Below are 23,958 nucleotides of genomic sequence, written 5' to 3'. Positions count from 1 at the left end.
AATAATATCATGACCCGAATAGTTCAAAAAATAGCGCGGGGTGGAGCAGCCCGGTAGCTCGTCAGGCTCATAACCTGAAGGCCGCAGGTTCAAATCCTGCCCCCGCAACCACTGATAACGACAAACCCGTAGCATCCGCTGCGGGTTTTGTTGTTTAAGGGCCCTGTACAACCAAAATGCAAGCTCTAAACAGTCAAGATCTGCGCGCAGTTCATCCGGTTTAATTCAGAGATTCAGTCATTTATTCATTGTGCAACGATTTTCGTTTTGACGAACACATCATAGCGCGTGCTTTTGCCTAAGATCTGATGCGATGGTTTGCGTAGGCCCGGCATCGGTTCGGCTCTTAAAGGCCATTTCAGAACGACGCGATTCTCTGCCACTTCCAATGCGATTTGCATCAGCTTTTCTGAATCAGGGTCCGTGCCGACGATCTCCCGGATTTGTCGCATTTCTTTTTTGACCAATGCCGAATTGCCGCGTGGGGGATGCATCGGGTCGACCAGCACCACTTTCGGCTTCAATTCGGGTAAGAGCAGGCAAGAATCGCCATGCAATAATGTCATCCGCGCGATTGTCTGCGCATATCTGCCGCCCTCGGAATACGCACGGGCGAGAGCATCACTCAGCAAATCATACATTTTTTTTGAGCGCTCAATCAGCGTTACAGTCGCGCCAAGGGATGCAAGCAGAAAGGCATCACGGCCAAGGCCAGCTGTCGCGTCCACAATATCGGGCGTGACGCCGCGCGAGAAGCCTACCGCTTTTGCAAGCGCCTGATCGCGTCCTTCGCCGGACCGGAACCTATGGCCGACTGCGCCGCCTACAAAATCAACGATGAGCTCTGATGGTTCCGCCTTTTGCGTCATGCTTGATCTCAGAATGGGCAGGGGATGGAAAATTTTACGTTATGCCCATCCGGATGCCGGAAGGCCAGTTGCTCAGCATGAAGCATTAAACGTGCGGATGCGCTCAATGCGGCGCCCTCAGCATAAAACGCATCGCCAAGGATGACGTGTCCTATCGCCTTCATGTGAACACGCAGCTGGTGCGTTCGACCCGTTAACGGAGACAATTGTAGCCGCGTTGTGTGTTTGCCGCGCTCTAAAACTTGCCAGCGCGTCTGTGCGGGTTTGCCGTTCTCATGGTCTACGCGATGACGCGGCTTGTTCTCATGGTCGATTGCCAGAGGCAAGTCGATCAGGCCGCTATCGCCTTCCACGTGCCCCCATACTTCTGCGATATAAGATTTCTGGGTTGTGCGGGTTTCAAACTGCGCTGCAACAGCTGCATGTGCTTTGCGATTGAGCGACATCAAAACCAGTCCCGACGTATCTTTGTCCAGACGGTTGATCATGAGAGCATTCGGAAATTGCTTTTGCACACGTGTGGCAAGACTGTCCGACAAGGCCGGATGTCGCCCGGCTACGGATAACAGCCCGCTTGGTTTATCAAGCACCAGAATGTCCTCATCACGGTGAATGATGGATATATAAGGCTCTAATGGCGGGTTATAAATAGGATCGTCGGACGATGGAACACGCATAAGACCATCTAGAGCATTTCTGGATGGAGTTGAATCATTAAAATCGCAACAGCCGATGTTTGTTCGGTTCGATGTTCAAATAAATGGTACACTATCCGGTTATTCGATATTTAACCAATTGCTAAAATATCTTATGTCTTTGGGCTTGATCTATATTCTTTGGCTCAAAAAATGGGATGACGGATGTCCTCGAAGACCACTCTGAACGCGAAACACCTTCAGGCGCTTGGTGTGGAGCGTCTGGCTGCACTTCTGATAGAGATCAGCACTGGCAATGCCAATCACAAGCGCCGGCTTCGGATGGAACTGGCGGGTCATTCAAGCGGCGTCGAGCTTGCCCGGGAGGTTCGAAAGCGGCTGGGCAGCATTGCGCGCGCAAAGAGCTGGATAGATTGGAAGAAGGTTAAGCCCTTTTGTGCGGACCTTGAAAATCAACGCAGGACTATCGTTGAAAAAATTGCCCCGCATGATCCTGAAGAGGGGTTTGAACTTATATGGCAGTTCCTTTCGCTCGCAGATTCGATTTTCGAGCGCTCGGGTGATGGCAGCGGCACGCTCATCGAGCGTTTTCATGCTGCAAGCGATGATGCCGGTCATATAGCGATGCTCGCCGGTATTCCTAAGGATCGTCTGGTTGAGAAAGTTTTCAATGCGCTTCAGGATAACGGCTATGGTCAGTTTGATCGGCTGATTGATTCCATGCGTCCTGCGCTTGGTGATATGGGCTTAAGACAGCTGCAGACGGCCGTTGAGGCATGGGCTGCTGAGCCGGAGCCTATACGATCTGTGCACTATAAGCAGATCATTGGATGGAGCAGCACTGGTCCGATTTACGAAGATCGGCTTCATGCGGACGACAAGTCGATGACCGCTCAGTTTGTACTCCAGCAAATTGCAGATGCGCTCGGTGATGTGGATCTTTTTATTGCGCAATATCCTGCGCACACGCATATTGTTCCGCGCATTTCGACTGAAATCGCTCAAAGACTGCTTGCGGCAGGGCGCGCTGAAGAAGCCCTGAGGGCGCTTGATAAGGCGGAGTTCGACGGACGCAGGGACGTCTTGCCAGAGTGGCAGGCGACGCGTGCCGATGTTCTGGAAGCGCTTGGACACAGCGAAGGCGCGCAGCAATTTCGCTGGCAATGCTTTGAACAGACGCTCAACGATGTGCTGTTACGTGAATTTTTGCGACGTCTGCCTGATTTCGATGATATGGAAGCGGAAGACAAGGCGTTTGCTTTTATTGCAGATTACCCTGATGCCAATCGTGCGCTGCTTTTCTTTCTTCAATATCCCGCTTTGAGCGAAGCAGACAGGCTTGTTGTAAAGCGTGCTTCCGAGCTGGATGGCAATAATTATGAACTCTTGTCGCAAGCGGCAGAAAAGCTGGCGGATAGATATCCGCTTGCTGCGACGCTTGTACTTCGTGCAATGATTGATTTTACACTCACATATGCCCGCTCCAGCCGCTACAAACATGCAGCGCGACATGTGATGGAGTGCGGTGCTATGGATCGCAATATTGCGGACTACGGCTCTGTCGTTCAGCATAGTGTTTATCTCGACAATCTCCGCAAGCAACACGGCAAGAAGCAGAGATTCTGGGATTTGATAAGTTGAGCGTTGTTGTTGCTGAAACGGTGGATATTTTAGTGTCAACCAAGGATGAAACCGTGCTGAGCCAGTTGCAAGAAGAGCTGCAGCGCCTGCGGCTTGAATTGGAAATCAAAGATCAGTTCATCAATGCGCAGGCACAGACGCTTGCGCATTTCAAAAAAATTTACGGACAGTCTTCCATTGTCGCTCAGATCGGTATCTGGGAATGCACTTTGCCGGATGAAGAATTGACCTGGTCCGACTATGCCTATGACATTTTCGAGTTGCCTCGCGGTGCAGTGCTTTCACGCGCTGATACGCTGGCGTGTTATACGGAAGCGTCAAGGGCGGAGCTGCAAAAGCGCCGATCCGACGCAATCGCGCAGCGTAGCGGTTTTACATTCGAAGCTGAGATAACCACTTTTCGCGGTAACAAACGCTGGATACGCATCACTGCGTCGATTGAATGCCAGGGAGATGTGCCCGTTCGAATTTTCGGGATGAAACAAGATATCACAGATCAGAAGGCGTTGTTTGATCGGATTATATATCTTGCCGAGTATGATCAAATGTCTGGTCTGGCCAATAAAAGCCAGTTTCATGTAAAGCTGTCTTCGACGCTGGATGCTGCCAGCAATGACAAGATACCCGGTTTTCTTATGTTGATCGACCTTGACGGGTTTAAAAACATAAATGACAGGTTTGGCCATCTTGCAGGCGATGAATGTATAAGAGAAATGGGCAATCGCCTTCGGGATTTGAATGATCCCGGCAGTCGTATTTTCAGGATCGGTGGAGATGAGTTTGCCATTATCACATCGGGTTCTTATGATCAGCAAGCAACAGAGACTTTTGCTCAAGCCATTATTGATCGTCTGTGTGAACCCGTCGATTTCAATGGCCGCTCGTTAGTGCTTGGTGCATCCGTTGGGATTGCGCCGATATCGGGTTATTCTGCATCGGATGTTTTCAGCAATGCAGATGCGGCGCTTTACGCTGCGAAGAATGGCGGAAAGGCGACTTTTCGCAGCTTTCAGTCGCGCATGGATAAGCAGGAAAGCTGAGACGAGTTCCGGATCGGTTTGTTGTTATGTATTGCTCTACGCAAAGATGCTTTGCATTTTTTATCAATGCTCAAGTCAGAATTTCAGGTGATGGTGTTAGCAAAAAGGCCGGGAAATCCCGGCCTCTTTTTTTACTTCTTGTTCTGGCGGTTTTCGATCAGATCGTTCACCACACCCGGATCGGCAAGGGTCGATGTATCCCCCAGTGCACTGAATTCGTCCTCGGCGATTTTGCGCAGAATGCGGCGCATGATCTTGCCTGAACGGGTCTTTGGCAGGCCGGGAGAGAACTGAATCTTGTCCGGCGTGGCAATCGGACCGATTTCCTTGCGCACATGCAGCGTCAGCTCTTTGCGCAGAGCATCGGCATCTTGTGTTTCTGCACCACTCATCAGTGTGACATAGCAATAAATGCCCTGTCCTTTGATTGGATGCGGGTAGCCGACAACGGCAGCTTCCGAAACCGAGTGATGCGAAACGAGGGCCGATTCGATTTCCGCCGTGCCAAGGCGATGGCCGGAAATGTTGAGCACGTCATCGACGCGGCCTGTGATCCAGTAATAGCCGTCATCGTCGCGGCGGCAGCCATCACCCGTGAAATACTTGCCCTTATAAGTGGAGAAGTAAGCCTCGATGAAGCGCTTGTGGTCACCATAAAGCGTGCGCATCTGGCCCGGCCAGCTATCGATGATGCAGAGATTGCCATCGGTTGCGCCTTCAATCACAGCGCCTTCATTGTCCACAAGCTGCGGCTTGACGCCAAAGAATGGACGGGTTGCCGAACCGGGCTTGAGATCGGTTGCCCCAGGAAGAGGGGTGATGAGGATGCCGCCCGTTTCCGTCTGCCACCATGTGTCAACGATTGGTGATTGCTGGTCACCCACGACGTTATAATACCATTCCCAGGCTTCGGGATTGATCGGCTCGCCCACTGAGCCGAGAAGGCGCAGTGTTGAACGTGATGAACGGGTGACGAATTCGTCGCCAGCGCCCATCAGCGCACGGATCGCGGTTGGTGCGGTGTAGAAAATGTTGACGTGATGCTTGTCGATGACTTCCCAGAAACGTCCCTGATCGGGGAAGTTTGGCACACCTTCAAACATCAGCGTGGTTGCGCCATTCGCAAGCGGCCCATAAACGATATAGGAATGGCCTGTGACCCAGCCCACATCCGCTGTGCACCAGTAGATATCGCCATCATGATAGTCGAAGACATATTGATGGGTCATCGAAGCGTAGACGAGATAGCCGCCGGTGGTGTGCAAGACACCCTTTGGCTTGCCGGTGGAGCCGGACGTATAGAGGATGAACAGCGGATCTTCCGCATTCATAGGTTCTGGATCGCAGGTCGGTTCGACGCTTGCGACTTCCTGATGATACCACAGATCGCGGCCTGGTCCCCAGCTGACCTTGCCGCCGGTACGACGCACAGTCAGAACCTTGTTGACCATGACATATTGCTTGGCGGCAATGTCGATGGCGGTGTCGGTGTTTTCCTTGAGTGGAACCGGCTTGCCGCCGCGCACGCCTTCATCTGCCGTGATGATGAACGTGGATTCACAATCGACGATACGTCCGGCGAGCGCCTCCGGTGAGAAACCGGCAAAGACGACGGAATGCACCGCACCAATACGGGCGCAGGCGAGCATCGCATAGGTCGCTTCCGGGATCATCGGCAGATAGATGGTGACACGGTCACCTTTTTTCACGCCATGCTTTTTGAGCACATTGGCGAGACGGCAGACATTTTCGTAGAGTTCAAGATAGGTGATTTTCTTGTCGATATACGGATTGTCACCTTCCCAGATGATCGCAACCTTATCGCCACGGCTTTTGAGGTGGCGGTCTATACAGTTGTAGGAAACGTTGGTGACGCCATCTTCATACCACTTGATCGATACGTCGCCGTTGAAATCCGTATTCTTGACTTTGGTGAAGGGCTTGAACCAGTCAATCCGTCGGCCGTGCTTGGCCCAGAAACCATCCGGGTCGGTCACGCTCTCATTGTACCATTCGAGATATTTCTCGTTGTCGATGAGCGTATTCTTCTTTGCCCCCGGCAGTACAGGGTAAAGCTTTTCCGACATATCTTCCTCCTTGAGCGCCTCCCGTTGATGACAAACTATGGAAGCGCTATATTTTTGCTTTACGCATTTCCGGACGCAAAACCGGTTCCCACTTTTGCTGGAAATGCTTTAACTGTCCAGCGATCCTCCCGCCGAAATCAATAGCCCGCATGAGGGCGAAGCTATTGCCAGACTCATCTACAATCTGTCTGGCTCAACGTAAATTAGACATTGGGATCGACTATGGTCCACAGTGACGCAGCACAAAAAATTGAAAACATGGCAGCACTCACCTTGATGTGTTGCTAACATATTGTTTTTACTATTTAAAAACTATATTTTGCTATTCTAAATATTGCCGGAGCCACGGGATATTTATAATCGGCTCCCTAAAAAAGGGGAAATCGCCATGACGACAACCGCTTTTACTTCAAAGTCTGCCTTTGAATTGCAGCTTGCCGGTTACGGTCTGACGACGGCAAAAATCTTTTATCATATGCCGGATCATCCGCATCTTTTGCAGCTCTATGTCTGGCAAGACTATGATCTGGCGCCAGACTTTCCAGTGCTTCACGGCTTTATTGAATTCTGGAAGGAAAAGATCGACGGACCGTTGCATTCGGTCGTTTACGCGCATAACCGTTTGCTTGGTCCGTCGGATTGGCATCCTTTAAAAGGCGAGATGCTGCTTCATTGAAAAAACAATCAGGCGGTCGGGGAATAGCTGCGTCCGCCAAAGATTGCCGACCCCACACGCACTGAAGTCGCACCGAAGCCGATGGCGGTTTCATAATCGCCTGACATGCCCATGGAGAGCTTTTTGACCTGAGCTTCACGCGCAAGCTTTTCCAAAAGCGCAAAATGCGGCCCCGGATTTTCATCTGCAGGCGGGATACACATCAGGCCTTCGATTGAAAGGCCATGTTCCTTGCGGCAGCGTTCAACAAAAGCGACAGCCTCTTTTGGCGGGATACCAGCCTTCTGCTCTTCAAGGCCGGTATTGACCTGCACGTAAAGCTTTGGACTCTTGCCTTGTTTTTTAATCTCACTGGCAAGGGCTGCCGCAATCTTTTCGCGGTCGACGGTTTCAATCACATCGAACAGCTTGACTGCATCGGCTGCTTTGTTGGATTGCAGTGGTCCGATCAGATGCAGCTCAATGCCGGAATAGGCTTCGCGAAGCGCTGGCCATTTGCCTTGCGCTTCCTGAACGCGGTTTTCACCGAAGACCCGCTGACCGAGATCAAGCGCCGGACGTATTTCAGCTGCATCGAATGTTTTCGACACAGCCACGAGCGTCACTGACCCTTTATCACGACGGGCTTCCTCCTCGGCGCGCGCAATGGATGCCTTGACGTTGTTCAGGTTTGCACCAATATCTGACATGAAACTCTCGCTTTCAGGCTTTTCGTCCGCAAAAACTTGACGCTTTCGCCAATACGTGGTGAAGGTCGCCATTAATGACGACTCTCCTTATTGCATCATCTTCGTACGAGTAAATACGCTCATGGCAGCCGAACGTTATAATCCGCGCGTGGCGGAAGCTCATTGGCAGAAAATCTGGGAAGAAAACCAGACTTTCGAAACCGACAATAGCGATCCCCGCGAGAAGTACTACGTGCTCGAAATGTTCCCTTATCCATCGGGGCGCATTCATATGGGCCATGTGCGCAACTATGCGATGGGTGACGTGGTCGCGCGTTATAAGCGCGCCAAGGGGTTCAACGTGCTTCACCCAATGGGCTGGGACGCGTTTGGCATGCCTGCGGAAAATGCGGCGATGCAGAACAAGGTGCATCCGAAGGAATGGACCTATCAGAATATCGCAACCATGAAGCGTCAGCTCAAATCCATGGGACTGTCGCTCGACTGGACCCGTGAATTTGCGACCTGTGATGTCGAATATTACCATCGTCAGCAGATGCTGTTCATCGACCTGTTTGAAAAAGGTTTGGTGACGCGCAAGACGTCCAAGGTCAACTGGGATCCGGTTGACAACACCGTGCTTGCCAATGAGCAGGTTGTGGATGGTCGTGGCTGGCGTTCCGGTGCGCTGGTAGAACAGCGCGAGCTGACGCAGTGGTTCTTCAAGATCACCGATTTCAGCGAAGATCTGCTGGCTGGTCTTGATACGCTTGACCAGTGGCCGGAAAAAGTCCGCGTCATGCAGAAGAACTGGATCGGCAAGTCGGAAGGCCTGCAGGTTCGCTTCGCGCTGGATAGCAAGACTGCGCCGTCCGGTTTCTCGGAAGTGGAAGTTTACACCACCCGCCCGGATACGCTGTTTGGTGCATCCTTTGTGGCGATTGCTGCCGATCATCCGCTGGCCAAAAAGCTCGCGGAAACCAATGCCAATCTGGCTGAGTTTGCAGATGAATGCCGACGCACGGGCACCTCTGTTGCAGCGCTTGAAACCGCTGAAAAGAAGGGCTTCGACACCGGCATCAAGGTTAAGCATCCGTTTGACGAGAATTGGGAACTGCCGGTTTACGTCGCAAACTTCGTGCTGATGGACTATGGAACGGGTGCGATTTTCGGCTGTCCCGGCCATGATCAGCGCGATCTGGATTTCGCCAACAAATATGGTTTGAAGGTGACGCCTGTCGTTCTGCCAAAGGGCGAAGATGCGGCGAGTTTTGTTATCGGCGACACGGCTTATACCGATGATGGCGTGATGGTGAATTCACGCTTCCTCGACGGTATGACGCCGGAAGCAGCGTTTAACGAAGTGGCAAACCGTCTGGAAAAGACCGAGTTCGATGGCCGTCCGCAGGCTGCGCGTAAAGTTCAGTTCCGTCTGCGCGATTGGGGTATTTCGCGCCAGCGTTACTGGGGTTGCCCGATCCCGATGATCCATTGCGAAAGCTGTGGCGTTAATCCGGTGCCGCGTGCTGATCTGCCGGTCAAGCTGCCGGATGATGTCGAGTTCGACCGTCCGGGCAATCCGCTCGACCGTCATGCAACATGGCGTCATGTGAAGTGCCCGAAATGCGGTGGCGAAGCCCGTCGTGAGACCGACACGATGGATACGTTTGTTGATTCGTCCTGGTATTACACGCGCTTTACAGCCCCTTGGGAAAATGAGCCGACCGACCGCGCAATTGCCGATCACTGGTTGCCGGTTGATCAGTATATTGGCGGTGTTGAGCATGCGATTTTGCATCTGCTTTATTCGCGCTTTTTCACCCGCGCCATGAAAGTGGCGGGTCATGTTGGCATTGAAGAGCCATTCAAGGGTCTCTTCACGCAGGGCATGGTTGTGCATGAAACCTACAAGGCCAATGGCCAGTGGGTTGCACCGGCCGATATTCGTATTGAAGAATCAGAGGGTAAACGCACGGCCACCATGCTCGACAGCGGTGCTCCGGTTGAAATCGGTTCGATCGAAAAAATGTCGAAGTCGAAGAAGAATGTGGTCGATCCCGACGACATTATCTCGTCTTATGGTGCCGATACTGCGCGGTGGTTCATGCTGTCCGACAGTCCGCCGGAACGCGACGTTATCTGGACGGAAGCGGGTGCCGAAGGCGCGCATCGTTTTGTGCAGCGCGTCTGGCGTCTGGTTTCGGAAGCCGCTGTCGGTTTGAAGAATGTGGCACCCAAGGCTGGCACGCAGGGTGATGCAATTGCCGTATCCAAGGCTGCTCACAAGGCCGTTCAGGCCGTCGGTGACGACATTGAAAAACTCGCCTTCAACCGCGCTGTTGCCCGTCTTTATGAATTGGTCAATGCGCTTGCAGCACCATTGCAGCAGGTTGCAGCCGGTAAAGCGGACGATGAGCTGAAGGCGGCAGTGCGTGAAGCAACTGAAATGCTGATCATGATGCTCGCCCCAATGATGCCGCATCTGGCCGAACAGTGCGCCATAGAGCTTGGTGGCAAGATTGCTGGTCGGGAAACGCTGGTTGCCCGTGCACCTTGGCCGCAGTTCGATGCCGCTTTGATCGTGGAAAACGAGATCGTTATGCCGGTTCAGATCAACGGTAAGAAGCGTGGGGATTTGACAATCGCGCGCGACGCTGATCAAGCTACAATCCAGCAGGCGGTGCTCGAACTTGATTTTGTCAAGGCCGCGCTCGAAGGGGGCTCGCCGAAGAAGATCATCGTGGTGCCACAAAGGATCGTCAATGTCGTTGCCTGATCGCTTGATTTCCGCTTTTCAGAATCTCCGTGTGGCGATTGTGGCCATCGGAGCCGTAGTTCTTCTTGCTGGCTGTACGGTGCAGCCGCTCTATTCGGGCGGTGGCAGTGCAGGCAGTACGATTGGCGGCAGTGTGACGCCGGATATGCGCGCGAAGCTCGCATCGATTTCGGTCGATCCTGAAAACAGCATTTACGGTGTTCAGGTTCGTAATCGGCTGATCTTCTTGCTTTCCGGCGGTGCTGGTGAGCCTGCCAATCCGAACTACAAGCTGCGTCTGGGCTTAAGCAAATCGGTTACATCTTTCGTGAGTGTCGATGTTGGTGACCGAACGGACCGCACGGGCCGTCCTTCGGCTGGTACGGTCAATGCGACTTCGAATTTCGTTTTGTTCGATAAGGATGGCAAACCGCTGAAATCCGGCACGCGCACGGTCGGCGCCTCGTTTGACCGTCCGCGTCAGGAATTCGCCAATCTGCGTGCTGAACGCGATGCGACCAAGCGTGCGGCGGAAGAACTGGCCGAGCAGATTTATCTGGCGATCGCCATGCAGATGTCGAAGCTCTGAGGTGTTCAGCTTGATCGAGTTTGAAAAGGCGGCGCATTCTGTGCCGCTTTTTTGTTGAGACAAACAAAAACGGCGGATCAATGATCCGCCGTTTTTACATTCTAGTCAGCGTGCTGATTAAGCGATTTTCTGGCCGGTCTTCGCCCAGTCGGCGAGGAAAGCTTCAAGGCCCTTGTCGGTCAGTGGGTGCTTGACGAGTGCCTTGAGCGTTGCCGGAGGCGCGGTAACGACGTCGGCGCCGATAAGGGCTGCTTCCTTGACGTGGTTTACGGTGCGAACCGAAGCAGCGAGAATTTCAGTGCGGAAATCGTAGTTGTCGAAGATGGTACGGATTTCAGCAATCAGTTCCATGCCGTTGATGCCGGTGTCGTCAAGACGACCGATGAATGGCGATACGAAGGTCGCGCCAGCTTTTGCTGCGAGCAGAGCCTGATTGGCCGAGAAGCAGAGCGTTACGTTGGTCTTGTGACCATCGGATGTCAGTGCCTTACAAGCCTTGAGGCCGTCGAGCGTCAATGGCAGCTTGATGCAGATATTGTCTGCAATTTTGGCAATGACGGCAGCTTCCTTCATGATCTGCTCATATTCGGTCGCAGCAACTTCAGCCGAAACCGGACCCTTGACGAAAGAGCAGATTTCCTTGGTGACTTCGATGATGTCGCGGCCGGATTTGAGGATCAGCGAAGGATTGGTGGTCACACCATCAACCAGACCAAGGTCATTGAGTTCGCGGATTTCCTTGACGTCCGCAGTGTCGACGAAAAACTTCATAACAGAATTCCTCCATAATGGGCGCGGGTTAGGGGATTTAAATTGATTTAAATCCAGCAAGGTGGCTTTTCTTTAGCGCAAAGCCGCGCCAAGGTCACGCAATCATGTCGAAAGATTCGCACGATATTTTAAACCTTTTTGCACAGCCCACCCGAAGCGTGGTGCCTGTACTCGTACCTATGCCCGCTGAGCGTCCATATTCTTATATGGTGCCGGAAGGAATGCAGGTCCAGCCCGGCTCCATCGTGCGTGTGCCTTTGGGGCCGCGTGAGGTTGCGGGCATTGTTTGTGATGGCGCGACCGATGCGGTTGATGCCAAAAAGCTGCGTGCAATTTCGGAAGTTTTCGATTGCCCACCCGTGGATGCGCATATGTTGCGCTTCATGCGCTGGGCTGCGGATTATACGCTTTCGCCGCCCGGAATGGTGGCGCGTATGGTGCTTCGTGCGCCCGCAGCCTTTGATCCAGAGCCCAAAGTGCCGGGCCTTCGCTACTGTGGTCATGCGCCGGAACGCATGACGGATGCCCGTGCCCGGGTGATGGAACTGGCACGCGACGGCTTGGCATGGACGCGCTCCGGGCTGGCCCATGCAGCCGGTGTTTCGCTGAGCGTTGTGGACGGTTTGAAAATGCAGGGCGTGTTTGAGGACGTGATGCTTCCGCCGCCTGCGGTCGTTGCGACACCTGATCCTGATTATGCGCGGGCCACTCTGTCAGAGGATCAACAGGCTGCTGCAGAAATGCTGGCGGAATCGGTTGAAGAAAACGCTTTTTCGGTCTCACTGCTCGATGGTGTGACCGGTTCGGGCAAGACGGAAGTCTATTTCGAAGCCGTGGCAAAAGCGTTGGAGATGGGCAGGCAGGTGCTGATTCTGCTGCCGGAAATCGCGCTGACACAGCAGTTTCTCGACCGGTTCCATGATCGGTTTGGTTCAAAGCCTGCCGAATGGCATTCCGATCTGGCACCACGCACACGGGAACGCGTCTGGCGGCAGGTTGCTGAAGGGACGGTGCGTGTGGTTGCGGGTGCGCGCTCGGCTTTGTTTTTGCCGTTCAAAGAGCTTGGGCTGATTGTGGTCGATGAAGAGCACGATCCGGCTTACAAGCAGGAAGATCGCGTTTTCTATAATGCACGCGATATGGCTGTCGTGCGTGGCCATATTGGCGGCTTTCCGGTGATATTGGCATCGGCGACACCTTCTATCGAAAGTCAGGTGAATGCCGATCAGGGGCGCTATAAGCGAATCAAGCTCTATGGCCGCTATGCGGAAGCGGCACTTCCGACACTCAAGACCATTGATATGCGGCGCTCTCCGCCGCCGCCGGGACGGTTTTTGTCGCCAGCCTTGACTGAGGCTGTGGGGAAAACGGTGGAGCGCGGCGAGCAGGCGCTGCTGTTTCTCAACAGGCGCGGCTATGCACCGCTGACGCTTTGCCGGGTGTGCGGTCATCGCTTTCAGTGTCCGCAATGTTCAAGCTGGCTGGTTGAGCACCGCTTTCGCGGCCAGTTGATGTGCCATCAATGCGGCTATCATGAGCCGGTTCCGGAAGCCTGCCCGGAATGCGGCACGCTGGATCATCTGGTGGCCTGTGGTCCGGGCGTTGAACGCATTGCCGAGGAAGTGGCGGCAACCTTCCCGGATGCGCGAATCATTGTTCTTTCGTCGGATATGGCAGGCGGTGTGAAGCGTCTTCGGCTTGAACTGGATGCAATTGCCAAGGGCGAGGCGGATATCGTCATCGGCACGCAGCTTGTGGCCAAGGGGCATAATTTCCCCAATATGACGCTGGTGGGCGTTGTGGATGCCGATCTTGGCCTTGCCAATGGCGATCCGCGCGCAGCCGAACGCACTTTTCAGCTGCTCAATCAGGTGACAGGTCGCGCAGGGCGGACAGGGCGCAAGAGCCTTGGACTGCTCCAGACCTACCAGCCGGATCATCCGGTGATGCGGGCTATTGTGAGCGGTGATTCGGAGGCGTTTTATGCGCGGGAAATCGAAGAGCGCGAACGCAGTGCCCTGCCACCCTTTGGGAGACTTGCGGCGCTGATTATCTCTGCCGATAACCGGCCTGATGCCGAAAATCATGCGCGCGCGCTTCGTCGTGCAGCACCGCATTCTCAAGAGGTTTCGGTGCTTGGACCGGCGGAAGCGCCGCTTGCACTGGTGCGCGGCAGACATCGGTTCCGCATCCTTGTTCACGGGACAAAAAGGGCGGATATTCAAGGGTTTATTCGGGCATTGCTGGCCGCAGCTCCCAAAGAACGCGGGTCTGTCCGCGTGCAGGTGGATATTGATCCGCAAAGCTTTTTGTAAAAACCGGGGCTATGGAAACCCGTTGGGTTTTTCGCTATAGGGCTGGAAACGAAGAGGTTGAAACGCAATGGAATTCTATCTTCCCGCGACAACGGGCGAATGGCTCGCATGGAGTGCTGCGGTCGTCACGGCTTTGGCAGGCATTGTTATGCTGTTTGCGCCGGGCATCACGATGAAGCTGCTCAGGCTTCAGCCGATCAATGCGCGCCCGGAAGCCTATAGCTCCATTCGTGCGGTTCTGGCGGGCCCCTATCTGGGAATAGGGCTTGGTTGTCTTATTTTTGCACAGCCATTTTTATGGGTTGTGCTGGGGGCCGTGTGGGGATTTGCGCTGTTCGGCCGCTTCATTTCGATGATGTCGGATAAAGGCGGCAGTTTCTATAATATCATTGCCGCTGTCATCGAATTTGCGCTGGCTGCTGGGGCCTTGCTCTATGCTTTCGGCCTTGTGAGATGAAGTCGGATTGCTGCGCTAAAGTGCTCTGCGCTGTATGAGCGGGCATGCCTCGTGCTTTTCTGAGCTAAAACTGCGGCAAAACTTACACAAAACTGCGGGATTCGCGTGTTGCGAGTCCGGTTCGTCTATGCTAGACGGCAATCACATTTCGGTGTTGTCGCGCTCGCGCGTCAGGGGTTCCCCGGAAACATTCAATAAAATCATCTGCTTGGGCCAATCGGTCCTGCTGAACTCCCAAAAAGATGGTTTCAACGTAGAGAGCAGGTTGTTCGTGGCAGAAACGTCTTCGCTCATTTCAGGTGTCGCACAGCGCTACGCCGGATCGTTATTTGAGCTCGCGCTTGATGCGAATTCCGTTGCTGCTGTGGAAAAAGATCTTGGCCGTTTCGAGGCGCTTCTGAGCGGAAGCGAAGACCTGAAGCGTCTGATTTCCAGCCCGGTCTTCAATGCTGAAGACCAGCTTCACGCCATCGGCGCGATTGCTGACAAGGCTGGCATCAAGGGTCTGGTCGGCAATTTCCTGCGCGTCGTGGCGTCCAATCGTCGCCTGTTTACGCTGCCGGGCATCATCGCCGCTTTCCGTGAGATTGCAGCCGAACATCGCGGTGAAGTTTCCGCAGATGTTATTTCTGCACATGAGCTGACCACAGCTCAGCAGAACGAATTGAAGGCAACGCTGAAGGGCGTGGCCGGCAAGGACGTGACGATCAATGTCACCGTCGATCCGTCGATCCTCGGCGGTCTTATCGTCAAAATGGGTTCGCGTCAGATCGACACGTCCCTTCGCACTAAACTTTCTTCTCTCAAGCTTGCACTGAAAGAGGTCGGCTGATGGACATCCGCGCCGCGGAAATTTCCGCTATCCTGAAAGAGCAAATCAAGAACTTCGGCAAGGAGGCTGAGGTCTCCGAAGTCGGTCAGGTTCTGTCCGTCGGCGACGGTATCGCCCGCGTTTACGGTCTGGACAATGTTCAGGCTGGCGAAATGGTCGAATTCCCCGGTGGTATTCGCGGCATGGCGCTTAACCTTGAAACCGACAATGTCGGTGTGGTTATTTTCGGTGCCGACCGTGACATCAAGGAAGGCGACGTCGTCAAGCGTACCGGCGCGATCGTTGACGTTCCAGTCGGTCCGGGCCTGCTCGGCCGCGTTGTCGATGCTCTCGGCAATCCAATCGACGGCAAGGGCCCAATTGTTGCTACTGAGCGTCGCCGCGTCGACGTCAAGGCACCGGGCATCATCCCGCGCAAGTCGGTTCATGAGCCAATGTCGACCGGTCTCAAGGCTGTTGATGCTCTGATCCCTGTTGGTCGTGGTCAGCGCGAGCTGGTCATTGGTGACCGTCAGACCGGCAAGACCGCAATCATTCTTGATACCTTCCTGAACCAGAAGCCAATCCACGACAACGGCCCTGACAAAGAAAAGCTTTATTGCGTCTATGTCGCTATCGGCCAGAAGCGTTCGACTGTTGCTCAGTTCGTTAAGGTTCTCGAAGAACGCGGCGCTCTTGAATATTCAGTCGTGATCGCGGCTACCGCTTCCGATCCGGCTCCGATGCAGTACCTTGCACCATTCGCAGGCTGCGCGATCGGTGAATATTTCCGTGACAATGGCCAGCATGCTCTGATCGGCTATGACGATCTGTCCAAGCAGGCCGTTGCTTATCGTCAGATGTCGCTTCTGCTTCGTCGTCCTCCGGGCCGTGAAGCTTACCCAGGCGACGTTTTCTATCTGCATTCGCGTCTTCTTGAACGCGCTGCAAAGCTCAACGACGAAAACGGCGCTGGTTCGCTGACGGCTCTGCCAGTTATCGAAACGCAGGGTAACGACGTTTCCGCGTTCATTCCGACCAATGTGATCTCGATCACTGACGGCCAGATCTTCCTCGAAACCAACCTCTTCTATCAGGGTATCCGTCCGGCTGTTAACGTCGGTCTGTCGGTTTCGCGCGTTGGTTCGTCCGCTCAGATCAAGGCCATGAAGCAGGTTGCCGGTTCGATTAAGGGTGAACTCGCCCAGTATCGTGAAATGGCAGCGTTTGCTCAGTTCGGTTCGGATCTTGATGCTTCGACACAGCGTTTGCTTAACCGCGGTGCACGCCTGACAGAACTTCTCAAGCAGCCACAGTTCTCCCCGCTCAAGACGGAAGAACAGGTTGCCGTGATTTACGCTGGTGTGAATGGCTATCTCGATAAGATTGCCGTTGACCAGGTTGGCAAGTTTGAAGCAGGTCTTCTTTCTTCGCTGCGCACCGAGCACAAAGATGTTCTCGATGCGATCCGCGACGAAAAGGCACTCACCGACAACATCAAAGCAAATCTCAAGGCAGCGGTTGACGCGTTCGCCAAGTCTTTTGCTTGAATTTTGTGACGGGATGAACGGATGCCTTCACTAAAGGATCTGAGAAACCGTATCGCCTCGGTCAAGGCGACGCAGAAAATCACCAAGGCGATGCAGATGGTCGCCGCGGCGAAGCTGCGCCGTGCCCAGGAAGCTGCGGAGGCCGCACGGCCTTACTCGCAGCGCATGGGTGCCGTCCTCGCTAATATCGCGCAGAACGTGAGCGGCGAAGACGCACCGGCACTGATGGCGGGTACGGGTAAGGACGACGTGCATCTGCTCGTCGTCGCGACTGCAGAACGCGGCCTTTGCGGCGGTTTCAACTCGCAGATCGCACGTCTGGCGCGCGATCATGCTCGTAAGCTCCTCGCTGAAGGCAAGACGGTTAAGATCATCACTGTTGGTAAAAAGGGCGCAGATATTCTGCGTCGTGAATTCGCCTCGCTGATCATCGACCATGTCAATTTGCGCGAAGTCAAGCAACTCGCTTTCGTTCACGCCGATCAGATCGGCCAGAAAGTGATCGAGCTGTTTGAAAAGGGCGAGTTTGACGTCTGCACGCTGTTCTATTCCGAGTTCAAGTCGGTGATCGCACAGATTCCGACCGCGCAGCAGATTATTCCGGCTTCGGCTGGAAGTGCTGAGCAGGCGGATACGGCTGGCGGTGCGGTTTATGAGTACGAACCTGATCCTGCGGCGATCCTGAGCACGCTGATCCCACGCAATATTTCGGTCCAGATTTTCCGCGCTCTGCTGGAAAATGTGGCGGGCGAAATGGGCGCGAAGATGAGCGCAATGGATAATGCGACGCGCAATGCCGGTGACATGATCAACAAGTTGTCGATCACGTATAACCGTCAGCGTCAGGCTCAGATCACCAAGGAACTGATCGAAATCATTTCGGGCGCGGAAGCGCTTTAGAGTTAAGGTTCATCGCATGATATTCCCCGAAAAGTCTGCAACTTTTCGGGATCATGCTAACGGAAGGTAAAGGATCGATGGCAAAAGCAGCGACCCCGAAAACTACCGCCGCGGCCGAAGCGAAGCCAGCAGCGGCAAAAGCTCCAGCCAAGAAGGCTCCGGCAAAGACAGCCGCTGCCAAGTCTGAAGCAGCTCCAAAGGCTGCAAAGGCCGGCGCAGTAGGCAAGATCACTCAGGTTATCGGCGCTGTTGTCGACGTACAGTTCGAAGACGGTCAGCTCCCGCTGATTCTTAACGCTCTGGAAACCGACAACCTCGGCAGCCGTCTGGTTCTTGAAGTTGCACAGCATCTGGGCGAAAACACTGTTCGCACCATCGCTATGGACTCGACCGAAGGACTGGTTCGCGGTCATGAAGTGCGCGACACGGGCAACCCGATCATGGTTCCGGTTGGCGAAGAAACGCTCGGCCGCATCATGAACGTTATCGGTGAGCCAGTTGACGAAGCCGGTCCGATCAAGACCACTGCGCGTCGTGCGATCCACCAGGAAGCGCCAGCATATATCGAACAGTCGACCGAAGCTGAAATCCTCGTAACGGGCATCAAGGTTGTTGACCTTCTCGCACCTTACGCAAAGGGTGGTAAGATTGGTCTGTTCGGCGGTGCGGGCGTTGGCAAGACCGTTCTCATCATGGAACTGATCAACAACGTTGCTAAGGCGCACGGCGGTTACTCGGTATTCGCAGGCGTTGGTGAACGTACCCGTGAAGGTAACGACCTTTACCACGAAATGATCGAATCGGGCGTGAACAAGCTCGGTGGCGGTGAAGGCTCCAAGGCCGCACTCGTTTACGGTCAGATGAACGAGCCTCCGGGTGCGCGTGCACGCGTTGCTCTGTCGGGGCTGACGGTTGCTGAAAACTTCCGTGACAAGGGCCAGGACGTTCTGTTCTTCGTGGACAACATCTTCCGCTTCACGCAGGCTGGTTCGGAACTTTCGGCACTTCTGGGCCGTATTCCATCTGCTGTGGGTTATCAGCCAACGCTGGCAACCGACATGGGCCAGATGCAGGAACGCATCACCACGACGACCAAGGGTTCGATTACCTCGGTTCAGGCTATTTATGTTCCTGCCGACGACTTGACCGACCCTGCACCAGCAACCTCGTTCGCCCACTTGGACGCAACCACAACACTGAACCGTTCGATCGCTGAAAAGGGTATTTACCCGGCTGTGGATCCTCTGGAATCAACGTCGCGTATGCTCGATCCAATGATCGTTGGTGAAGAGCATTATGCAGTTGCCCGTCAGGTTCAGGCAATCCTGCAGCGTTACAAGGCTCTTCAGGACATCATTGCCATCCTCGGCATGGACGAACTGTCGGAAGAAGACAAGCTGACCGTTGCGCGCGCTCGTAAGATCGAACGCTTCCTGTCGCAGCCGTTCTTCGTTGCTGAAGTGTTCACTGGTTCGCCAGGTAAGCTCGTTGCGCTCGAAGACACCATCAAGGGCTTTAAGGGTCTTTGCGCCGGTGAATACGACCATCTTCCAGAACCAGCCTTCTACATGGTTGGCTCGATTGAAGAAGCGATCGAAAAGGCAAAGAAGCTGGCTGCTGAAGCCGCTTAATGAATTGAGTTTTCGGCGGGCTTGTTGGTCCGCCGAAAATGCCTGTTCATTTGTTTGAGTGTGATCATTGACCGAAACGGATTTTTTCGGGATCAAGCTCCAGAAATTTAAGTGAGAACCATGGCTCAAGCTTTCCAATTCGAACTCGTGTCGCCAGAACGCCTCCTGCTTTCGGCTGAGGTGACGGAAGTCGTCATTCCGGGCAGCGAAGGCTACCTGACGGCTCTTGCAGGACATTCGCCGCTGATGACGACGATCATGCCGGGTGTCGTTTCGGTGAAGCAGAGCGACGGCAAATCTGATTCTTATGTGGTTTTTGGCGGCTTTGCCGACATTACGCCGCAGGGCTGCACAGTTCTGGCCGAATCGGCAATCCATGTTGATGACATCGATTCTGCTGATATTCAGAAGCGCATTGACCTTGCGCGCAAGCATATCGAAGATGCCGCGACGAACGAACATCGCACGAAGGCAGAAGTTTTTCTGCATCAGCTGATGACGCTTCAGGGGCAGGTGCTTCCGGCCTGAAAAGGTCAGGCTACGGCTTCCCATGAAGACAGAATTTGAAAGAGCGGGTTTTGGCCCGCTTTTTTTTATTTGAAACATACTTTTACCGACCCATACATGGGGCTGGCTGGACCATGTTTTATGTCCATCACGCTTGCGTGAGAATCAAAAGACCGCTTGAAAATATTGAGTTGCCAATTTATCCCATCAATAATTGTTAGCTCGCTAATATAAGGTAGTCGTTATGAACAGAGCGGATCTCAGTGCAGACATGATTGATGCGATGACCAAGGTTAATCGCAGACTTCGTACTGTGTTTGATGCTCGCGTAAAGGAACGCGGCCTTACACTGGCACGCGCACGCACGTTGTTGACGCTGATAGAACAGGAAGGTCTCTATCAGAAGGAACTGGCAGAGGTTCTTGAGATTGAAAACGCAACCATGGTTCGTCTGATTGATGGGCTGGAGCGGCAGGCCTTTGTTGAACGGCGGGCCGTTGATGGTGATCGTCGGGCGAAGCGGATTGTGATGACGGAACAAGGCAAGCGTCTTGCCGAAGAGGTGGTCAAGCTTGCTGGTGACGTGCGCGCCGATTTGCTCGAAGGCGTCAGCGATGAAGAGTTGAGCACAGCGCTCAACGTGATGCGCAAGATGTCGGATTCGATGAACAAGGCGCATTAGAGCACGTGTCGATCTGATTGGACCAGATCAACGCTCTCATGCTTTGCTTTAACCAGCATTTTTGTCCGAAAACCGTTTCACACTTTTCGGGATGCGCGAGCACGATTGCACGACGCTCAAGGCGCAAGTGTGCGCAAATATTCCATCAGTTTGCTGGCCGTATCGCTTGCCCGTTCAGGTTCGCGGGAAATAATCGCTTCGATCAGTTCCGCATGGGCCTTGGCAGAGCCGGTTATCCCGGTTGAAGGCCGCAGTCTGAACCAGAATCTACGGCTATGGGTTTGCAGCGGCGCTGCAACACGCGCAGCATAATGATTGCCGGCGGCGCTGCCCAGCACGATATCAAATGCCTTGTCAGCATCCAGAAACAGCGACACGTCTTCTGATGGTACGGCCTGACGCATCGCATCGGCGGCAGCTTTCAGCCGCTCATAATCGCGTGCGCTGCCAAAGCGTGCAGCATCACGTGCCAGCACCCGCTCGACGCCTTCGCGCGCATCCAGAACTTTACCGAAATCTTTCGGATCAATCTGTGCAATCGCGATGCCGGAGCGTGGCCGAACTTCAACCAGTCCCTCCCATGCCAGCCGCTGGATGGCTTCTCGGATCGGAGTGCGCCCCATATTCGTCATTTCAATCAGCGTGCGCTCGTTAACGATCGAGCCGGGCTCCAGTTCCAGTGTAACGATCAGGCGTTCCAGCACGCGATAAGCCTGTTCAGCAAGGCTTTCGTTACCCCAGCTGTCGATCAGAGCTGTGCTGCTTTTCATGTTTTTCTCGCTGACACTTGCATGTTTCATGCAGATCTAAGCCTTGTACCGATGGGAATTGACACAAATTAATCCTATAGATATATCTCTGATATATCAACAATTGACGCTGTGACATTGCACACTAAGCAGAACGCCACGCTTGCACGATGATCATCGATAGCGAGCTTTTGACATGGAGTCATTCCAAAAAATGGTTAGACGATCCATGTGAGCGCTATGAAAATGCATCACAGGTGTCAGCTTAGATGAATACTGGTTGGGAGCCGTGCATTTATGAACTCTGATTCGAAGCGGCGGTATGATATTGTCATCATCGGTGGCGGCATTGTTGGCGTGGCAACGGCTGCCCTGCTGGCCGAGGCTGGTCGCGATGTTCTGGTGATTGACCGAAGCGGCATTTGCGAGGAAACGAGTTCCGGCAATGCGGCTGCGCTGGCCTTTTCTGATATTCTGCCGATGGCCTCCAAAGGCGTTATGGGCAAGGTTCCGGGTTGGTTGATGGACCCGCTTGGACCATTCACGATCCGCGCGTCTTATTTTCCAAAAATGATCCCATGGCTTTATCGCTTCTGGCGGGCGAGCAGCGCGCAGGCGCTCGAAAAGACGACCGTTGCGCAGGGCAATATGATGCAACTTGCGCAAAGCGAGATGCTGGGATTGATTGATAGGGCAGGCTTGCGGGACCGTTTGCAGGAAGCTGGCAATCTGGAGCTTTATGAAAGCGAAGGCGAGCTTGCTGCGTCCCAGGCGGGCTGGGATGCAAAGGCAAAGGCCGGGATTGCCTATGAGCATGTGCGCGGCGAGCGCTTGAAAGCGTTGCAGCCGGGGCTTGATCCGCGCTTTGTCGCAGGCACCTTTGTGCCGGGCTGGAAGAATGTCAGTGATCCCAAGCTTTTCGGTCAGGCGATCTGGGCCTATGCCGAAACAAAGGGTGCGCGTTTTCTCAAAGCTTCTGTGGCAAGCGCGCAGGCTGAAAATGGGGGCGCGGTTGTGCGCCTCGACAATGCGATGCAGATTGATGCCACGCATCTCGTTCTGATGGCCGGTGCATGGTCGAAAGACCTCGCAAAAGGTTTTGGCGATCTGGTGCCGCTCGATACGGAGCGCGGCTATAATACGACATTGCCGGTTGGTAGCTTCGATGTGAAGCGGCAACTGACCTTCCCTGGACATGGTTTTGTTATCAGCCCGATGGCAACGGGGCTACGGGTCGGTGGGGCCGTCGAGTTCGGTGGCCTTGATCTGCCGCCCAATTACGCGCGCTCTGCCGCCATGCTCAAAAAAGCTGCGATGTTTTTGCCGGGTTTGAAGACCGAAGGCGGGCGGCAATGGATGGGCTATCGTCCGTCCATGCCCGATTCCATGCCGGTTATCGGCCGCGCATCAGCAGGCGGGAATATTTACTATGGCTTTGGCCACGGACATTTGGGACTCACACAATCGGCGGCGACAGGACGTATCATATGTGATTTGATCACCGGCACTGCGCCAGCAATCGATATAGAACCTTTCAAGCCACAACGTTTTCGGAACTGACCATCATGGCAAGACATTCTTTTTTCTGCGTCGACGGACATACATGCGGCAATCCAGTGCGTCTGGTTGCGGGCGGCGGCCCCAACCTCGTTGGTGCCAACATGATGGAAAAGCGCGCACATTTCTTGCGCGAGTATGATTGGATCCGCACGGGCCTCATGTTTGAGCCGCGCGGCCACGACATGATGTCCGGCTCAATCCTTTACCCGCCAACACGCGCCGATTGCGATGTCGCGGTGCTCTTCATTGAAACATCGGGCTGCCTGCCGATGTGTGGTCATGGCACGATCGGCACCGTTACTATGGCGATTGAGCAGGGGCTGGTGACGCCAAAGACGCCGGGTAAGCTCAATCTTGAAACACCGGCAGGTCTGGTTGCAATCGAATATGAGCAAAACGGACAATATGTCGACCGTGTGCGTCTGACCAATGTTCCGGCTTTCCTTTATGCAGAAGGTCTTGAAGTGGAATGCCCGGACCTTGGGCCGATCAAGGTCGATGTTGCCTATGGTGGAAATTTCTATGCGATTGTCGAGGCGCAAGAAAATTATACCGACATGAAAGATTATTCCGCGTTGCAGCTTATTGCGTGGAGCCCGGTGCTGCGTGAACGCCTGAATGAGAAATATAAGTTCCAGCACCCTGAATTGCCCGACATCAATCGTCTGACCCATATTTTGTGGACAGGCAAGCCGACTCAGCCGGAAGCCCATGCCCGCAATGCCGTTTTCTACGGGGAGAAGGCTATTGACCGTTCCCCTTGCGGTACAGGCACTTCCGCGCGCATGGCACAGCTTGCGGCCAAGGGAAAGCTGAAGCCGGGCGACGATTTCGTGCACGAATCCATTATCGGATCGCTGTTTCATGGGCGTGTTGAGCGTGCTGTGGAGGTGGCTGGAAAGCAGGGAATCATCCCTTCAATCGCCGGTTGGGCACGCATGACAGGCTATAATACGATCTTCATTGATGATCGTGATCCCTTCGCACACGGATTCACGGTTGCGTAAAACCGGTACGGCAGGCAAAAATAGGGAGAAACTCCCT

Annotated in this window: 21 protein-coding genes and 1 tRNA gene; 16 read left to right on the top strand and 6 right to left on the bottom strand. The window is 54.1% G+C overall.

Translation table 11 applies throughout. The features are described from left to right. Positions 1 to 34 precede the first annotated feature (34 nt). A tRNA-Met gene (locus ABE527_RS11630) sits at positions 35 to 111 on the top strand. A gap of 134 nt (positions 112 to 245) precedes the next feature. Here the strand turns inward: ABE527_RS11630 and ABE527_RS11625 are convergent. After that, positions 246 to 869 (bottom strand): class I SAM-dependent methyltransferase, encoded by a 624-nt coding sequence (locus ABE527_RS11625; RefSeq protein WP_499696998.1) that lies wholly within the window; start codon positions 867 to 869, stop codon positions 246 to 248. 8 nt (positions 870 to 877) lie between these two features. Next, a complete protein-coding gene (locus ABE527_RS11620; RefSeq protein WP_265984886.1) occupies positions 878 to 1,546 on the bottom strand; it encodes a pseudouridine synthase in 669 nt (222 codons plus the stop codon). 183 nt (positions 1,547 to 1,729) lie between these two features. Here ABE527_RS11620 and ABE527_RS11615 point away from each other — a divergent pair, with 183 nt between their 5' ends. Further along, complete coding sequence (locus ABE527_RS11615; protein WP_499696997.1) at positions 1,730 to 3,166, top strand: DUF6880 family protein; 1,437 nt, start codon at positions 1,730 to 1,732, stop codon at positions 3,164 to 3,166. Beyond that, complete coding sequence (locus ABE527_RS11610; protein ID WP_499696996.1) at positions 3,163 to 4,206, top strand: diguanylate cyclase domain-containing protein; 1,044 nt, start codon at positions 3,163 to 3,165, stop codon at positions 4,204 to 4,206. The genes ABE527_RS11615 and ABE527_RS11610 overlap by 4 nt, the downstream gene beginning before the upstream one ends. 131 nt (positions 4,207 to 4,337) lie before the next feature. On the opposite strand, the gene acs is transcribed toward ABE527_RS11610, so the two are convergent. Continuing rightward, positions 4,338 to 6,293, bottom strand: a complete 1,956-nt coding sequence (gene acs / locus ABE527_RS11605; RefSeq protein ID WP_265984883.1) for an acetate--CoA ligase — start codon at positions 6,291 to 6,293, stop codon at positions 4,338 to 4,340. Positions 6,294 to 6,681: 388 nt separating this feature from the next. Here acs and ABE527_RS11600 point away from each other — a divergent pair, with 388 nt between their 5' ends. Beyond that, positions 6,682 to 6,969, top strand: coding sequence for an usg protein (locus ABE527_RS11600; protein ID WP_265984882.1), 288 nt, complete (start codon positions 6,682 to 6,684; stop codon positions 6,967 to 6,969). 8 nt (positions 6,970 to 6,977) lie between these two features. Here ABE527_RS11600 and ABE527_RS11595 read toward each other — a convergent pair whose 3' ends face one another. Beyond that, on the bottom strand, positions 6,978 to 7,658 hold the full coding sequence (locus ABE527_RS11595; protein WP_499697001.1) for a YggS family pyridoxal phosphate-dependent enzyme: 681 nt from the start codon (positions 7,656 to 7,658) through the stop codon (positions 6,978 to 6,980). Between the two features lie 121 nt (positions 7,659 to 7,779). Here ABE527_RS11595 and leuS point away from each other — a divergent pair, with 121 nt between their 5' ends. Both leuS and lptE read left to right on the top strand, forming a co-directional pair. Continuing rightward, positions 7,780 to 10,413, top strand: a complete 2,634-nt coding sequence (gene leuS, locus ABE527_RS11590) for a leucine--tRNA ligase (protein ID WP_499696995.1) — start codon at positions 7,780 to 7,782, stop codon at positions 10,411 to 10,413. Beyond that, a complete protein-coding gene (gene lptE / locus ABE527_RS11585) occupies positions 10,400 to 10,981 on the top strand; it encodes an LPS assembly lipoprotein LptE (RefSeq protein WP_265984880.1) in 582 nt (193 codons plus the stop codon). Before leuS ends, lptE begins: the two co-directional genes overlap by 14 nt. Before the next feature lie 117 nt (positions 10,982 to 11,098). On the opposite strand, the gene fsa is transcribed toward lptE, so the two are convergent. After that, a complete protein-coding gene (fsa, locus tag ABE527_RS11580; protein WP_265984879.1) occupies positions 11,099 to 11,752 on the bottom strand; it encodes a fructose-6-phosphate aldolase in 654 nt (217 codons plus the stop codon). A 104-nt stretch (positions 11,753 to 11,856) separates the two neighbouring features. Between fsa and ABE527_RS11575 the strand changes: the two genes are divergently transcribed. From ABE527_RS11575 to ABE527_RS11540, 8 genes are all read left to right on the top strand, one after another. Then, positions 11,857 to 14,067, top strand: a complete 2,211-nt coding sequence (locus tag ABE527_RS11575; RefSeq protein ID WP_499696994.1) for a primosomal protein N' — start codon at positions 11,857 to 11,859, stop codon at positions 14,065 to 14,067. Between the two features lie 67 nt (positions 14,068 to 14,134). Then, positions 14,135 to 14,524 carry an AGROH133_08824 family phage infection protein gene (locus tag ABE527_RS11570; protein ID WP_265984877.1) on the top strand — a complete coding sequence of 130 codons (390 nt, stop codon included), beginning with the start codon at positions 14,135 to 14,137 and terminating at the stop codon, positions 14,522 to 14,524. A 271-nt stretch (positions 14,525 to 14,795) separates the two neighbouring features. After that, positions 14,796 to 15,356, top strand: a complete 561-nt coding sequence (locus tag ABE527_RS11565) for a F0F1 ATP synthase subunit delta (protein WP_265984876.1) — start codon at positions 14,796 to 14,798, stop codon at positions 15,354 to 15,356. Continuing rightward, positions 15,356 to 16,885 carry a F0F1 ATP synthase subunit alpha gene (gene atpA, locus ABE527_RS11560; RefSeq protein WP_265984875.1) on the top strand — a complete coding sequence of 510 codons (1,530 nt, stop codon included), beginning with the start codon at positions 15,356 to 15,358 and terminating at the stop codon, positions 16,883 to 16,885. Before ABE527_RS11565 ends, atpA begins: the two co-directional genes overlap by 1 nt. Positions 16,886 to 16,906: 21 nt before the next feature. Further along, entirely contained in the window at positions 16,907 to 17,785 is an 879-nt protein-coding gene (locus ABE527_RS11555; protein ID WP_265984874.1) for a F0F1 ATP synthase subunit gamma, read from the top strand. Positions 17,786 to 17,862: 77 nt separating this feature from the next. Continuing rightward, the gene (atpD, locus tag ABE527_RS11550) at positions 17,863 to 19,416 is read left to right on the top strand and encodes a F0F1 ATP synthase subunit beta (protein WP_265984873.1); all 1,554 of its coding nucleotides are present in this window, start codon (positions 17,863 to 17,865) and stop codon (positions 19,414 to 19,416) included. A 120-nt stretch (positions 19,417 to 19,536) separates the two neighbouring features. After that, positions 19,537 to 19,944: a F0F1 ATP synthase subunit epsilon gene (locus ABE527_RS11545; RefSeq protein WP_265984872.1), complete on the top strand. Its 408-nt coding sequence runs from the start codon at positions 19,537 to 19,539 to the stop codon at positions 19,942 to 19,944. Positions 19,945 to 20,167: 223 nt separating this feature from the next. Further along, positions 20,168 to 20,605: a MarR family winged helix-turn-helix transcriptional regulator gene (locus tag ABE527_RS11540; protein WP_499694559.1), complete on the top strand. Its 438-nt coding sequence runs from the start codon at positions 20,168 to 20,170 to the stop codon at positions 20,603 to 20,605. Between the two features lie 116 nt (positions 20,606 to 20,721). On the opposite strand, the gene ABE527_RS11535 is transcribed toward ABE527_RS11540, so the two are convergent. Further along, positions 20,722 to 21,405, bottom strand: coding sequence for a GntR family transcriptional regulator (locus ABE527_RS11535; RefSeq protein WP_499696993.1), 684 nt, complete (start codon positions 21,403 to 21,405; stop codon positions 20,722 to 20,724). Between the two features lie 246 nt (positions 21,406 to 21,651). Here ABE527_RS11535 and ABE527_RS11530 point away from each other — a divergent pair, with 246 nt between their 5' ends. Both ABE527_RS11530 and ABE527_RS11525 read left to right on the top strand, forming a co-directional pair. Further along, positions 21,652 to 22,914, top strand: a complete 1,263-nt coding sequence (locus tag ABE527_RS11530; protein ID WP_265984869.1) for an NAD(P)/FAD-dependent oxidoreductase — start codon at positions 21,652 to 21,654, stop codon at positions 22,912 to 22,914. 5 nt (positions 22,915 to 22,919) lie between these two features. Next, complete coding sequence (locus ABE527_RS11525) at positions 22,920 to 23,921, top strand: 4-hydroxyproline epimerase (protein WP_265984868.1); 1,002 nt, start codon at positions 22,920 to 22,922, stop codon at positions 23,919 to 23,921. The last annotated feature ends 37 nt before the right edge of the window (positions 23,922 to 23,958 follow it).

This window comes from Brucella sp. TWI432 (genome assembly GCF_039674445.1).
Lineage (GTDB): Bacteria > Pseudomonadota > Alphaproteobacteria > Rhizobiales > Rhizobiaceae > Brucella > Brucella chromiisoli.
This window is presented reverse-complemented; position numbering and strand designations above follow the sequence as displayed.